The sequence below is a fragment of the Erwinia sp. 2186 genome (assembly GCF_057812255.1).
In genome coordinates this window covers 4,020,499-4,034,695 of the sequence record NZ_CM173824.1, presented here as the reverse complement: position 1 = coordinate 4,034,695, position 14,197 = coordinate 4,020,499, and the positions used below count along the sequence as shown (strand labels likewise).

12 protein-coding genes are annotated in these 14,197 nt (G+C 55.0%); 11 read left to right on the top strand and 1 reads right to left on the bottom strand.

The window, feature by feature from the left end; all coding sequences use genetic code 11:
- Positions 1 to 3: 3 nt before the first annotated feature.
- The 5 genes from fkpB to carB all read left to right on the top strand — a co-directional run bounded on the left by fkpB (position 4) and on the right by carB (position 7,294).
- Positions 4 to 474, top strand: coding sequence for an FKBP-type peptidyl-prolyl cis-trans isomerase (gene fkpB, locus ACXKZG_RS18885; protein ID WP_013200712.1), 471 nt, complete (start codon positions 4 to 6; stop codon positions 472 to 474).
- A complete protein-coding gene (ispH, locus tag ACXKZG_RS18880) occupies positions 455 to 1,408 on the top strand; it encodes a 4-hydroxy-3-methylbut-2-enyl diphosphate reductase (RefSeq protein WP_053140328.1) in 954 nt (317 codons plus the stop codon). Before fkpB ends, ispH begins: the two co-directional genes overlap by 20 nt.
- A 212-nt stretch (positions 1,409 to 1,620) precedes the next feature.
- Positions 1,621 to 2,442, top strand: coding sequence for a 4-hydroxy-tetrahydrodipicolinate reductase (dapB, locus tag ACXKZG_RS18875; protein ID WP_346566972.1), 822 nt, complete (start codon positions 1,621 to 1,623; stop codon positions 2,440 to 2,442).
- A gap of 467 nt (positions 2,443 to 2,909) precedes the next feature.
- Positions 2,910 to 4,055: a glutamine-hydrolyzing carbamoyl-phosphate synthase small subunit gene (gene carA, locus ACXKZG_RS18870; protein ID WP_041691900.1), complete on the top strand. Its 1,146-nt coding sequence runs from the start codon at positions 2,910 to 2,912 to the stop codon at positions 4,053 to 4,055.
- A 14-nt stretch (positions 4,056 to 4,069) separates the two neighbouring features.
- Entirely contained in the window at positions 4,070 to 7,294 is a 3,225-nt protein-coding gene (carB, locus tag ACXKZG_RS18865) for a carbamoyl-phosphate synthase large subunit (protein ID WP_013200716.1), read from the top strand.
- 127 nt (positions 7,295 to 7,421) lie between these two features.
- Here carB and ACXKZG_RS18860 read toward each other — a convergent pair whose 3' ends face one another.
- Positions 7,422 to 7,760, bottom strand: coding sequence for a DUF1493 family protein (locus ACXKZG_RS18860; RefSeq protein WP_488875267.1), 339 nt, complete (start codon positions 7,758 to 7,760; stop codon positions 7,422 to 7,424).
- A gap of 354 nt (positions 7,761 to 8,114) precedes the next feature.
- Between ACXKZG_RS18860 and ACXKZG_RS18855 the strand changes: the two genes are divergently transcribed.
- From ACXKZG_RS18855 to ACXKZG_RS18830, 6 genes are read left to right on the top strand one after another with little or no spacing between them, the layout of a single operon-like run.
- The gene (locus tag ACXKZG_RS18855) at positions 8,115 to 8,825 is read left to right on the top strand and encodes a FadR/GntR family transcriptional regulator (RefSeq protein ID WP_134823458.1); all 711 of its coding nucleotides are present in this window, start codon (positions 8,115 to 8,117) and stop codon (positions 8,823 to 8,825) included.
- A complete protein-coding gene (locus ACXKZG_RS18850) occupies positions 8,815 to 9,978 on the top strand; it encodes an aminotransferase class I/II-fold pyridoxal phosphate-dependent enzyme (RefSeq protein ID WP_013200718.1) in 1,164 nt (387 codons plus the stop codon). The genes ACXKZG_RS18855 and ACXKZG_RS18850 overlap by 11 nt, the downstream gene beginning before the upstream one ends.
- 38 nt (positions 9,979 to 10,016) lie before the next feature.
- Positions 10,017 to 11,300 (top strand): ABC transporter substrate-binding protein, encoded by a 1,284-nt coding sequence (locus ACXKZG_RS18845; RefSeq protein ID WP_488875266.1) that lies wholly within the window; start codon positions 10,017 to 10,019, stop codon positions 11,298 to 11,300.
- A gap of 45 nt (positions 11,301 to 11,345) precedes the next feature.
- Positions 11,346 to 12,269: a carbohydrate ABC transporter permease gene (locus ACXKZG_RS18840; RefSeq protein WP_013200720.1), complete on the top strand. Its 924-nt coding sequence runs from the start codon at positions 11,346 to 11,348 to the stop codon at positions 12,267 to 12,269.
- A gap of 10 nt (positions 12,270 to 12,279) precedes the next feature.
- Positions 12,280 to 13,107 carry a carbohydrate ABC transporter permease gene (locus tag ACXKZG_RS18835; protein WP_013200721.1) on the top strand — a complete coding sequence of 276 codons (828 nt, stop codon included), beginning with the start codon at positions 12,280 to 12,282 and terminating at the stop codon, positions 13,105 to 13,107.
- A gap of 5 nt (positions 13,108 to 13,112) precedes the next feature.
- Entirely contained in the window at positions 13,113 to 14,195 is a 1,083-nt protein-coding gene (locus ACXKZG_RS18830) for an ABC transporter ATP-binding protein (RefSeq protein WP_488875265.1), read from the top strand.
- Positions 14,196 to 14,197: the final 2 nt, after the last annotated feature.

The following is a 14,197-nucleotide window of genomic DNA, read 5'->3' as shown; positions in this document are numbered from 1 at the left end:
GGCATGACTGATTCTGTACAGCGCGAGAGCGCAGTGCTGGTGCATTTCACCTTGAAGCTGGAAGACGGCTCCACGGCGGAATCCACGCGCAATAACGGCAAACCCGCGCTGTTCAGCCTGGGCGACGGCAGCCTGTCAGAAGGGTTGGAGTCGCATTTGCTGGGTCTGACCGTGGGCGAGAAGAAATCCTTCTCGCTGACGGCGGACGATGCTTTTGGCCAGAGCAGCCCGGATTTGATTCAGTATTTCTCCCGCCGGGATTTTACCCAGGCAGGCGAGCCTGAAATCGGCGCCATCATGCTGTTCAGCGGCATGGATGGCAACGAAATGCCCGGCGTGATCCGCGAGATTTCCGGTGATTCGATCACCGTTGATTTCAACCATCCGCTGGCCGGGCAGACTATCCACTTTGAGGTTGAAGTGCTGGAGATCGATCCGGTACTGGAGGCGACAAATGCAAATCCTGTTGGCTAATCCCCGCGGCTTTTGTGCCGGCGTCGATCGCGCCATCAGCATTGTGGAGCGCGCGCTGGAAATGTACGGCGCGCCAATCTACGTGCGTCATGAAGTGGTGCATAACCGCTATGTCGTCAACAGCCTGCGCGAGCGCGGTGCGATCTTTATTGAAGATATCGGGGAAGTGCCGGACGGCTCGATCCTGATCTTCTCGGCGCACGGTGTTTCTCAGGCGGTCAGGGCGGAAGCTAAAGCCCGCGATCTGACCATGCTGTTTGATGCCACCTGTCCGCTGGTGACCAAAGTGCATATGGAAGTGGCGCGAGCCAGCCGCAGAGGCACTGAAGCGATCCTGATTGGTCACGCCGGCCACCCGGAAGTGGAAGGGACGATGGGCCAGTACAGCAGCCCGAAAGGCGGCATGTATCTGGTTGAAGCGCCCGAGGATGTCTATAAGTTGCAGGTTAAGGATGAAAACAACCTGTGTTTTATGACCCAGACCACGCTGTCGGTGGATGATACCTACGAAGTGATTGATGCGCTGCGTGCCCGTTTTCCGAAGATTGTCGGCCCGCGCAAAGATGACATCTGCTATGCCACCACCAACCGTCAGGAAGCCGTGCGCACGCTGGCAAAAGACGCCGACGTGGTGCTGGTGGTGGGTTCACGCAACTCCTCCAACTCCAACCGTCTGGCCGAGCTGGCGCAGCGTGCAGGGAAACTTGCGCGACTGATCGACTCCGCCGATGACATCCAGGAAGAGTGGATCAAAGGCGTGAGCTGCGTTGGCGTCACTGCCGGTGCCTCCGCACCAGACATTCTGGTGCAGGAAGTGATCCAGCGTCTGCGCGAGTTCGGTGGCGAAACCGCTATCGAGCTGATCGGCCGTGAAGAGAACATTGTTTTCGAAGTGCCGAAAGAACTCCGCGTCGACGTCCGCCAGGTCGACTAATCGCCTTCCGCAGCGCCCTGCTGCGGAAGTTTTTTACTTCGCTGTACCGCCTGCTATACCCGCCGATCAAAGCCAGACAAAATTTGTTTTACTGATAATCCGTCGCGTCTGGCATAAAATTCTAATCATGGTGTTTTTATTGTGGCGCAGAGGTTACCGCATGGTTAACCTGTCAACGCTTTGCATGCACAGACTTTATACAGGGATTCATTATGAACAATGCACAAATCCGCCTTGCCATTGTTGGCGCCGCAGGACGCATGGGGCGTCAGTTAATTCAGGCAGCACAGGAGGCGGACGGCGTGTGCTTAGGCGCAGCTTTGGTGCGGGAAGGCTCTTCACTGGTCGGCGCTGATGCCGGCGAGATGGCCGGAACCGGCGCGACGGGCGTCAAGATTAGCGACAACCTGGACGCCGTGGTGAACGACTTCGACGTGCTGATCGACTTTACCCGTCCTGAAGGCACGCTGGCGTATCTGGATTTTTGCCGTCAGCACCAGAAAGCGATGGTGATCGGTACCACCGGGCTGGATGATTCGGCCAAAGCGGCGATCAAACAAGCGTCACATGAGATTGCTATTGTGTTCGCAGCGAACTTTAGCGTGGGTGTGAACCTGGTGCTGAAACTGCTGGAAAAAGCCGCCAAAGTGATGGGCGACTATGCCGATATCGAAATCGTTGAGGCTCACCACCGTCATAAAGTGGATGCGCCATCCGGGACCGCGCTGGCGATGGGCGAAGCGATTGCTGATGCAATGGACTGGGATTTAAATGAGCACGCCGTGTATGCCCGCGAAGGCCATACCGGTGAACGTAAGGCGCAAACTATCGGTTTTGCCACCGTTCGTGCCGGCGATATCGTTGGCGAACACACCGCGATGTTTGCAGATATCGGTGAGCGCGTAGAGATTACCCACAAGGCTTCAAGCCGCATGACCTTCGCGAAAGGCGCAGTTCGTGCAGCAGACTGGTTAAGCACGCGTAAAGCAGGTCTTTATGATATGCGAAGCGTGTTGAATTTAGATGATTTATAAGTGTTGTGCACCATCGTGATGTGGTTATTTCAATCATAAGGTTCTGATTGGATAGGGCAATAATTTTATTGCCCTTTTTATTTTGTAATAATACTGCCTTAAGTTAATTTTCGATCCATAATGGCTATTATGTGTTTTTATCCTCAATTTATTCCGCAAAAATTGTTAATTTTGACCATTTGGTCCACTTTTTAACGCCATTTTCCCTTTTCCTATGCACATCCCGTCAGGCAACCGGTTTTATGGACTGGATATCTGTCCTTTTCAGGGTAAATCCTCCGATTTCCTCTCCAGTTGAGTAAAAGACTAAGAAAAAGTGAGCTGCGGGGTAGACAACAGAGTGAGCGATCATTAGAATGCGCGCAATTTGCCAAAAATCGAGAATTCAGGCGGTTTTTGCATTGATTTATGGCTCTGTTATGAATTAATATGCAAATAATGTGACTGTTTATTCTCAGGAGGATGTTTTGATTAAGTCAGCGCTATTGGTTCTCGAAGACGGAACCCAATTCCACGGTCGGGCCATCGGGGCAACAGGATCGGCAGTGGGGGAAGTTGTTTTCAACACTTCAATGACCGGTTATCAAGAAATCCTCACTGATCCTTCCTATTCCCGCCAGATCGTTACTCTTACTTATCCCCATATCGGCAATGTCGGCACCAATTCCGCTGACGAAGAATCCTCTCAGGTACATGCTCAGGGCCTCGTCATTCGTGACCTGCCGCTGATTGCCAGCAACTTCCGTAATGAAGAAGGGCTGTCTGAGTATCTGACGCGTCACAACATTGTCGCTATTGCCGATATCGATACGCGTAAGCTGACCCGTCTGCTGCGCGAAAAAGGGGCGCAGAACGGCTGCATCATCGCCAGCGACGCACCTGATGCGCAGCTGGCTCTGCAGCAGGCGAAAGCCTTCCCGGGCCTGAAAGGAATGGATCTGGCGAAAGAAGTGACCACCAGTGAAAGCTACAGCTGGCTGCAAGGCAGCTGGACACTGGACGGATTGCCGGACGCGAAGCAAGAAGCCGACCTGCCTTTCCATGTCGTGGCCTATGACTACGGCGTGAAGCGCAACATCCTGCGCATGCTGGTTGACCGTGGCTGTCGCCTGACGATTGTGCCGGCGCAAACGCCAGCAGAAGAGGTGCTGAAGATGAACCCGGATGGCATCTTCCTTTCTAACGGACCTGGGGATCCGGAACCGTGTGATTACGCGATTGCGGCAATCAAAGCCTTCCTGGAAACCGACGTGCCGGTCTTCGGCATCTGCCTTGGCCACCAGTTACTGGCGCTGGCCAGCGGGGCAAAAACCGTCAAGATGAAGCTGGGCCACCACGGCGGCAACCATCCGGTGAAAGACCTGGATAACAACACCGTGATGATCACCGCACAGAACCACGGCTTCGCCGTAGACGAAACCAACTTACCGGCAAACCTGCGAGTGACGCACACCTCGCTGTTTGACCAGACGGTACAGGGCATTCACCGCACTGATAAAGCAGCGTTCAGCTTCCAGGGTCACCCGGAAGCCAGCCCGGGCCCGCACGATGCCGCGCCGCTGTTCGATCACTTTATCGAACTGATCGAAGCCTACCGTTCAACCGCTAAATAATCAGGAGCGAGAAAATGCCAAAACGTACCGACATAAAAAGTATCCTGATCCTTGGCGCTGGCCCGATCGTGATCGGCCAGGCCTGCGAATTTGACTACTCTGGTGCACAGGCCTGTAAAGCCCTGCGCGAAGAGGGTTACCGCGTGATTCTGGTTAACTCCAACCCGGCAACCATCATGACTGACCCGGAAATGGCCGATGCGACCTATATCGAGCCGATCCACTGGGAAGTTGTGCGCAAGATTATCGAAAAAGAGCGTCCGGATGCGGTTCTGCCAACCATGGGCGGCCAGACCGCACTGAACTGTGCGCTGGAACTGGAACGCCAGGGCGTGCTGGAAGAGTTCGGCGTGGCGATGATTGGTGCTACCGCCGATGCCATCGACAAAGCAGAAGACCGTCAGCGCTTTGATAAAGCGATGAAGAGCATCGGTCTGGATACCGCGCGTTCAGGCTTCGCACACAACATGGAAGAAGCCTATGCGGTTGCCGCAGACGTTGGCTTCCCGTGCATCATCCGTCCTTCCTTTACCATGGGCGGTTCAGGTGGCGGTATTGCCTATAACCGCGAAGAGTTTGAAGAGATTTGCGAACGCGGACTGGATCTTTCCCCCACCAACGAGTTGCTGATTGATGAGTCGCTGATTGGCTGGAAAGAGTACGAGATGGAAGTGGTGCGTGATAAAAACGACAACTGCATCATCGTCTGCTCGATTGAAAACTTCGATGCAATGGGCATCCACACCGGTGACTCCATCACCGTGGCGCCAGCCCAGACCCTGACCGACAAAGAATATCAAATCATGCGTAACGCCTCGATGGCGGTACTGCGTGAAATCGGCGTGGAAACCGGTGGCTCTAACGTGCAGTTCTCCGTTAACCCGGCGAATGGCCGTCTGATCATCATCGAAATGAACCCACGCGTGTCGCGCTCTTCTGCGCTGGCCTCGAAAGCCACTGGCTTCCCGATTGCTAAAATCGCGGCCAAACTGGCGGTAGGTTACACGCTTGATGAGCTGATGAACGACATCACCGGTGGCCTGACCCCGGCATCGTTCGAACCGTCTATCGACTACGTAGTGACCAAAATCCCTCGCTTCAACTTCGAGAAATTTGCCGGTGCCAATGACCGCCTGACCACGCAGATGAAGTCGGTGGGTGAAGTGATGGCGATTGGCCGCACCCTTCAGGAATCCATGCAGAAAGCGCTGCGCGGCCTCGAAGTTGGCGCACACGGCTTTGACCCGAAAGTTGACCTGAACGATGCGGAAGCGATGACGGTTATCCGTCACGAGCTGAAAGACGCCGGTTCTGACCGTATCTGGTACATCGCGGATGCGTTCCGTGCGGGCATGAACGTGGAAGAGATCTTCAGCCTGACCAACGTTGACCGCTGGTTCCTGGTTCAGATTGAAGAGCTGGTTCAGCTGGAAGGCCAGGTTGCCCGCGAAGGCGTTAATGGCCTGACGGCGGACTTCCTGCGTACCCTGAAGCGTAAAGGCTTTGCCGATGCGCGTCTGTCTGCGCTGGCGGGTGTGTCTGAAGCTGAAGTGCGTAAGCTGCGTGAGCAGTACAATCTGCACCCGGTATATAAGCGTGTCGATACCTGTGCGGCGGAATTCTCTACCGATACCGCTTACATGTACTCCACCTATGAAGAAGAGTGCGAATCCAACCCTAACAGCGACCGTGAGAAAATCATGGTGCTGGGCGGCGGTCCAAACCGTATCGGCCAGGGCATTGAGTTCGACTACTGCTGCGTCCATGCATCACTGGCGCTGCGTGAAGATGGTTACGAGACCATTATGGTCAACTGTAACCCTGAAACCGTCTCCACCGACTACGACACCTCCGACCGTCTGTACTTCGAGCCGGTAACGCTGGAAGACGTGCTGGAAATCGTGCGTATCGAGAAGCCGAAAGGCGTGATCGTGCAGTACGGTGGTCAGACGCCACTGAAACTGGCGCGTGAGCTGGAAGCCGCTGGCGTGCCGATTATCGGTACCAGCCCGGATGCTATCGACCGTGCAGAAGACCGCGAGCGTTTCCAGCAGGCGGTTGAACGCCTGGGCCTGAAGCAGCCGGCAAACTCCACCGTGACTGCGATTGAGCAGGCGGTAGAGAAAGCGGCGGTGATTGGCTATCCGCTGGTTGTGCGTCCTTCTTACGTGCTGGGCGGTCGTGCGATGGAAATCGTGTATGACGACATCGACCTGAAGCGCTACTTCCAGAATGCGGTTGCCGTCTCTAACGATGCGCCGGTGCTGCTGGACCGCTTTCTTGACGACGCGGTAGAAGTGGATGTGGATGCGATTTGCGACGGTGAGCGCGTGCTGATTGGCGGCATCATGGAGCATATCGAGCAGGCGGGCGTGCATTCCGGTGACTCCGCGTGTTCTCTGCCAGCCTACACGCTGAGCAAAGAGATCCAGGACGTGATGCGTCAGCAGGTTGAGAAGCTGGCCTTCGAACTCTGCGTACGTGGCCTGATGAACGTGCAGTTTGCGGTGAAAGACAACGAAGTTTACCTGATTGAGGTGAACCCACGTGCTGCCCGTACCGTACCGTTTGTTTCCAAGGCAACCGGTGTGCCGCTGGCGAAAGTGGCGGCACGCGTAATGGCAGGCAAAACGCTGGCAGAGCAGGGCATTACGGAAGAAGTCATTCCGCCTTACTACTCGGTGAAAGAAGTGGTGCTGCCGTTTAACAAGTTCCAGGGCGTTGACCCCATCCTCGGCCCTGAAATGCGTTCCACCGGTGAAGTCATGGGTGTTGGCAAAACCTTCGCAGAAGCGTTCTCGAAAGCGATGCTGGGCGCGGCGAGCAACATGAAGAAAACCGGTCGTGCCTTACTGTCCGTGCGTGATGGCGACAAGAAGCGCATCGTTGCGCTGGCCGCCAAGCTGCAGTCACTGGGCTTCGAACTGGACGCGACTCACGGTACCGCAGTGGTGCTGGGTGAAGCAGGGATCAACATCCGCCTGGTCAACAAGGTGCATGAAGGCCGTCCTCATATCCAGGATCGTCTGAAAAACGGTGAGTACGCTTACATCGTAAACACCACGGCAGGACGCCAGGCGATTGAGGATTCCAAACTGATCCGCCGCAGCGCGCTGCAGTACAAGGTGCACTACGACACCACGCTGAACGGTGCGTTTGCTACGGCAAACTCACTGAGCGCAGATCCCACCGCGCAGGTTATCTCGGTGCAGGAAATGCACGCGCAGATCCAGGGCTAAGTCTCTGTCAGCGAACATCGATCCCCGCTTCGGCGGGGATTTTTTTTACCTGAAATTCACGATATTTTATGCGGATAATTTTCGGCTAAGCCGCGAGAATGCCGGGCTTAAGAAGAGGAAACGCTTTCTACGGATAGAGCCATTTTCCGGCCCGGGCTGATTCAGCCAACATGTTGAGTGTCAGTGGTAACGGTTCGTCCTCGTCATTTCCGCATCTACAAAGCGCAAAGACCGAAAAACCAGACGCTTCAACAGGCCAATATTTCACGAAATCAAACCCGGCAGGGTCAACCTTAAATTTCCCGAAATACTCTTCCATTATTTCGTCACCTGCCTCACACGCCCATACATAGCGGCCGGTTGAAAGGCTGGTATCCATCGTGACGGGCCAGCGTTTTTTGGAAAAAAAGCCCGGTTTATTAAACCGCTCATTGTACCAATCAAGGATGTCCTCATTACTCACCATAGGCGATCCTCCTCCCTGGCAATGGTGTTGTAACGGTTAGCCTTAAGCGCTGGCGAGAATGAGCCATTTTTTTAAATCTCCCTATAAAAAGTACGACTCTCATAAATCTCCATGACATTAATTTGAAGGGGGAATTTGAGTTAAGTTCATTTTTTTGCCTGAAATTCCCCCGATCCAAACCCGCCTTGCTGGCCGATTGTTGTGCAACCGGTTAACCACTTGCACCTTTTTTAATCAGAGCTTTTTATTATCTTCAGGCGATTATCCCAGCAAATCAGTAGCTTGATTTATTGGCACCCAATTTGCTTTAAGTAAAAAAGGTAGAGTTGTTGGACCAATTATTCAGGGGAAGCCATGTCAGCATCGATCGGTAATCTCGGCCCGATTGCGGTGCAGCACAGTGATGTGCTGGTACTGGACGCGTTGACCCGTTACGTCGCCCAAAGCGGCACCCAAATCGGCGAGCGTTTACCGCCGGAACGCGTGCTTGCAGAAAAGCTCGGCGTCAGCCGTAACACCGTGCGTGAAGCCCTTAAACGGTGGGAAGCGCTGGGCATCATCGTTCGCCGTAAAGGCAGTGGCACCTTTCTCCATGCTGAAGTCACCAGTGATGACAGTTTCCTGTCGCTGCGTTTCAAAAACGACTCCAGCAACATGCTCCATGCGCTGGAAGTGCGCCGGATTATTGAAAGCGAATCCTGCGCGCTGGCGGCGGTCCGTGCTTCCGATGACGATCTGCGTGACATTGAGACCCGGCTGGAAGAGATGGAAAGAGTCCATCTGGCAGTCGGTTCTGCTGGGGCAGAAGACTGGGCATTTCACGCCAGCATTTACCACGCGGCACACAATCCGCTGTTACTGCGGATGGTGGTCGGTCTTTACGACACGCTGCATGCCTTTTTTGAATCACCGCCTGAACAGGCCCTGTTTAGCGATTCGTTTTCCCTGCATCGCACCTTGTATGAAGCCATTGCCGACCGTAATGCGGAAGAAGCACGCCGCATCAGCCATTTAATTCTCGATATAACCGAGCGTGATATGAAGGAAGTGATTAATGCAGCCTGAAAAGCCCTTTAGTGAACAAACCCGACTGACCCACGATCAACGTCATGACAAAGGCGCGGTTTCCCCACCCGTCTATCAATCCTCTTTGTTCAGCTTCAGTGATTACGACAGCATGATTGCCCGCTTTCGTGGCGACAGCGATCAGCCGTTGTATTCACGGGTCGATAACCCGACGGTCAAAGTTCTGCAGGACAAAATGGCCGAACTGGAGGGTGGGGAAGCCTGCCTGGCTTTTGGCAGCGGGATGGCGGCGATCAGCAATGCCATTCTGAGCGTGGTCCAGCCCGGCGATAAGGTGGTTTGCATCAATCACGTCTATCCGGATACCTACCGTTTCCTGAAAGGGTTCTGCACCCGCTTTAACATCAGCAGTGAGTTTGTCGATGGCGACTCGCTTGAGGCGATTGCCGCCGCGCTGCCGGGTGCGAAGTTGCTGTATCTCGAAAGCCCAAGCAGTTGGGTGATGAGCGAACAGGATCTGCAGAAGATTGCCGCGCTGGCGAAAGAGCACAAGGTGATCACCCTGATTGATAACAGCTGGGCCTCGCCGCTGTTCCAGAAGCCGCTGGCGCTGGGCATCGATATGGTGGTGCATTCCGCCTCGAAATACATTGGTGGCCACAGCGATGTGGTGGCTGGACTGGTTATCGCCAATGCCGAACGCATCAGCGCCATCTCGCGTTATATCAGCCCGTTCCTTGGCGGCAAGCTGTCGGCTAATGAAGCCTGGCTGCTGATCCGTGGCCTGCGGACCTTGCCGTTACGCATGCGGCAGCACCATGAAAGTGCGCTGCAGCTGGCTTCTCAACTTCAGGACCATCCGCAGATCCTCGCGGTAAACCATCCGGGCCTGCACAAAGCCGCCTTTTCCACCCTCAGCGGCTACAGCGGGCTGTTCTCTTTTGAGCTGGATCAGTCGGTCGATATTCCGACCTTCTGTAATGCGTTGCAGCTGTTCCATATGGGCGTGAGCTGGGGAGGATTTGAAAGTCTGGTGATGCCCGCCATTTCGGTGCTGAATCAGGCCGGTGAATTTAACTCCGCCGTGGATTTTGGCGTCTCACCACGCGTAATCCGCGTCTCCATCGGTCTGGAAGACACCGCAGATTTGTGGAACGACCTGCAGCAGGCGATTGCCGCCGCACGCCAGTAACCTGATTGCCCGCACTCCATTAACAAGAGGTCATGAAAATGCGACAGCCTTTACGCTCTTTGTTACTTAACAGCGTCCTGATTACCCTGGGAATGTGCAGCGCCTACAGCACAGTGGCCGCCACCAAACTGACGCTGGTGGAAGTGATCACCAGCCCGGCCCGCACGTCGATGCTGCAGAAAATGCTGAGCGAATATAAAACCCAGCACCCGGAGACGGAAATCGAAGTGATCTCCCTTCCCTGGGGGCAGGCGTTTGAAAAACTGGGCACCATGATGCAAAGCGGGCAGGTGCCGGATGTGGTTGAAATGCCGGACACCTGGCAAGGGCTGTATGCCAGCAACAATATGCTGGTGGATCTCGAACCTAAGCTGAAGGCGTGGCCAAACACCGCCAACCTGACCGACAAAACGCTGGATATGGCGCGGGCGTCGGACGGCAAAGCCAATATGGTTCCTTACGGTTTCTATCTGCGCGCCATGTTCTGGAATAAGAAACTCTTCCAGCAGGCAGGATTGAGTGGCCCACCAAAAACCATGGATGAGTTTGTGGCGGATGCCAAAAAGATCAGCGCGCTGGGCAATGGCATCAGCGGGTACTGCATGCGCGGCGGTGTAGGTGGCACCAATGCCTGGATGATGTTTATGACTACCATGAACGGCTCACCGGCTTTCTTTGATAAAGACGGGAACAGCACGCTGACTCAGCCAGGGGCGATCAAAGGCGCGCAGCTGCTGGTCGATATGTACAAGCAGGGCGGTGCACCGAAGGACAGCGTCAACTGGGGCTTCAATGAAATTGTCTCCGGCTTCTACTCCGGAAAATGCGCAATGCTGGACCAGGATCCCGATGCCCTGATCGCCATCAAAAACAGCATGAATCCGGATGACTTTGGCGTGGCGCCAATGCCGGTTGGGCCATCAGGCAAAGCCTATCCGACGATTGGCTACACCGGCTGGTCGATCTTCAAGCAGGCCAAACACCCGGATGATGCCTGGCAGCTGATCCAGTTCCTTAGCAGTGAAGCCAATAACCTCACCTGGTCGAAGTTTGTCGGCACCTTGCCAATCTACAAAGGGGCCGAGAACGATCCGTTCTACCATTCACCCCAGTTTGCGGGCTGGTTCACCGAGCTTAACGACCCGAAATACGTTCCCCTGACCATGCCAACCCATCTGAAAGGCTGGGGCTATTTCAACTCGGTCACGGTGAAAGAGAGTACCCAGGAAACGTTGTTAGGGGAAAACGACACGACCTCGATGGTGGAGGATTGGGCCAAATACCTGACCAAAGAGCAAAAAGCCTGGATGGCTACCCAGTAACCCACGCGCCCCCGTCGTGACGGGGGCGGCAATGGAGACGGAATTATGATGCTGGACGTCAGAATGGTTGAAACTGCCAGACCGCCGCGCTTCCACCGGCTGCGGATGCTGGCAGAGCCCTGGCTGTATATGAGCCCAACGCTGATCCTGATTGGCCTGTTTATCTTCGTGCCGATGATGATCGGCATCTCGTACGCCTTCCAGAATATCCAGCTACTTAATCCGCTGGACAGCGGCTGGGTGGGACTGGATAACTTCCGCGAAATGTTTGATGACCGCCGTTTCTTTAAGGCGCTCGGGCACACCGCAAACTGGACGCTGACGTCATTGGGACTGCAGTTTTTCCTCGGGCTCGGGCTGGCGCTGTTGCTTAACCGGGAGTTTCCGCTGCGGCGCTGGGTGCAGGCGCTGGTGTTTCTCCCCTGGGCAGTTCCGGCGTTTCTGTCCGGATTAACCTGGTCATGGTTGCTGAACCCGGTGATCGGCATTTTGCCGCACTGGATGACGGCCCTGCATTTGATCAGCGAACCGTACAACATTCTCTCCGATCCGCAACTGGCGCTGTATGGGCCGGTGATCGCCAACGTCTGGTTTGGCATTCCCTTTTTCGCCATCACCCTGTTAGCGGCATTGCAGTCGATCCCGAAAGATCTGTATGAAGCGGCCTCAATGGATGGTGCCAGCAGCTGGCAGCAGTTCAGGCGGGTGACGCTGCCTTTTCTGGCGCCAATGATCGCCATTACCGTGATGCTCCGGACCATCTGGATTGCTAACTTTGCTGACCTGATCGTGGTGATGACCGATGGCGGGCCTGCCGGATCGACCTCGATTCTGTCGAGCTATATCTTCACCACGGCCTATCGCAAGCTGGACTTTGGCTATGCCTCCGCGATGGCGGTATTCCTGCTGATCCTGATGACCTGCTATGCACTGGTGCTGCTGCGGATCCGTCATCAGATGCTGAAATAAGGAGAGCATAATGCGCCAGCTATTACGTCTGATGGGTCACCGGGTGGGCATTCTGGCTTACCTGCTGTTTGCCTTGTTTCCGCTGTACTGGGTGATCAAAATTTCGGTGACGCCTGACAAGCTGCTCTACAGCGAAGGGGTGAAAATGTGGCCGAGCGCCTTCACCTTCGAGCATTTCAGACGGGTATTTGTTGAGAGCGACTTTCCAACCTTCTTCAGCAATAGCCTGATCGTCTCGTTTTCCACCGCGGCACTGGCGACGGTGATTTCCGCGCTGGCAGGCTATGCCTTTTCCCGCTTCTCCTTCAAAGGAAAAACGGTGATTGCTGCCCTGTTGCTGTTCACCCAGATGTTCCCGCTGGTGATGATCCTCGCCCCGATTTACAAGGTGATGGCGCCGTTAGGATTGACCAATAATCTGCTGGGGCTGATCCTGATTTACACCGCGTTTAACGTCCCTTTTGCCACCTTCCTGATGCAGTCCTTTTTCGACGCCATTCCCAAAGACCTGGAAGAATCGGCGATGCTGGAAGGCTGTACGCGTTTTCAGGCGTTAGTCAAAGTGCTGGCACCGCTGACCTTACCGGGTATGGCGGCCACGTTAGGGTTCGTCTTTACCGCCGCATGGAGCGAGCTGCTGTTCTCGCTGATGCTGATCAATAAAAACTCGGTGATGACCTTTCCGGTCGGACTACTGAGTTTTGTCTCGAAATTCGCCGTTTCATGGGGAGATATGATGGCAGCCGCAGTGCTGGCGCTGATCCCTGCCTGTCTGTTTTTCGCGTTCATTCAGCGTTACCTCATTCAGGGGCTGACGGCGGGTGCGGTAAAAGGATAATCATCATGGCTCAAATCTCTCTTTCGCAAATTGAAAAGCGCTACGGCAACGTCGAAGTGCTGCGTGACATCAATCTGACCATTGCTGACGGCGAATTCGTGGTGCTGGTGGGCCCGTCAGGCTGCGGCAAATCCACGCTGTTAAGGACCATCGCCGGGCTCGAACTGGCCAGCAGCGGAGATATTCGCATTGGCAACCGGTTGATGAATCAGGTCGCGCCGAAAGATCGTGATATCTCGATGGTGTTCCAGAGTTACGCGCTCTATCCGCATCTAACAGTCGCGCGCAATATGGGGTTCAGCCTGGAGGTGCAGAAACGGCCCAAAGCCGAAATTGAGGCGGCGGTAAAACGGGCGGCCGAGATTTTAAGCCTGACCGCCTTGTTGGATCGTCGCCCGAAAGAACTTTCCGGCGGCCAGCGCCAGCGTGTGGCGATGGGAAGGGCGATTGTCCGCCAGCCCAAGGTGTTTCTGTTTGATGAACCCTTATCTAACCTCGACGCACAGCTGCGTGGGCAGATGCGCGTGGAGATCAAAAAACTCCATCAGCAGATGAACAACACCATCGTCTACGTAACCCATGATCAGGTGGAAGCGATGACGCTGGCCGACCGCATTGTGGTGCTTAACCACGGGGTTATTCAGCAGGTGGGCACGCCATTAGAGCTGTACGACACGCCCGCCAATAAGTTTGTCGCCAGCTTTATCGGATCGCCGCCAATGAACTTTATCGGCGGCAACATTCAACGTCATGATCTGGGCCTCAGCCTGCAGGTCAGCGCCGAACTTTCCCTGCCGTTACTGGAGCGGGCCACGCCGCTCAGCCATGGCAAATCGGTGATTTATGGTATCCGCCCGGAAAATATCCTGCTGTGCGATCTGGCGGATCAAGGAGCGATGCCGTTTACCGTGTCGTTGATTGAGCCTACCGGCTTATCTGAGTTAATTCATGGCACGCTGGCCGGAGAACCGATGATGATTTACTGCACCCAGCGGTCGGGCTGTGCGGCGGGGGATGTCAGAGGGGTGAAGTTTGATCTGGAACGGATACAGCTGTTCGATGCCGACAGCCAGCAGCGGTTGCCGTAGCC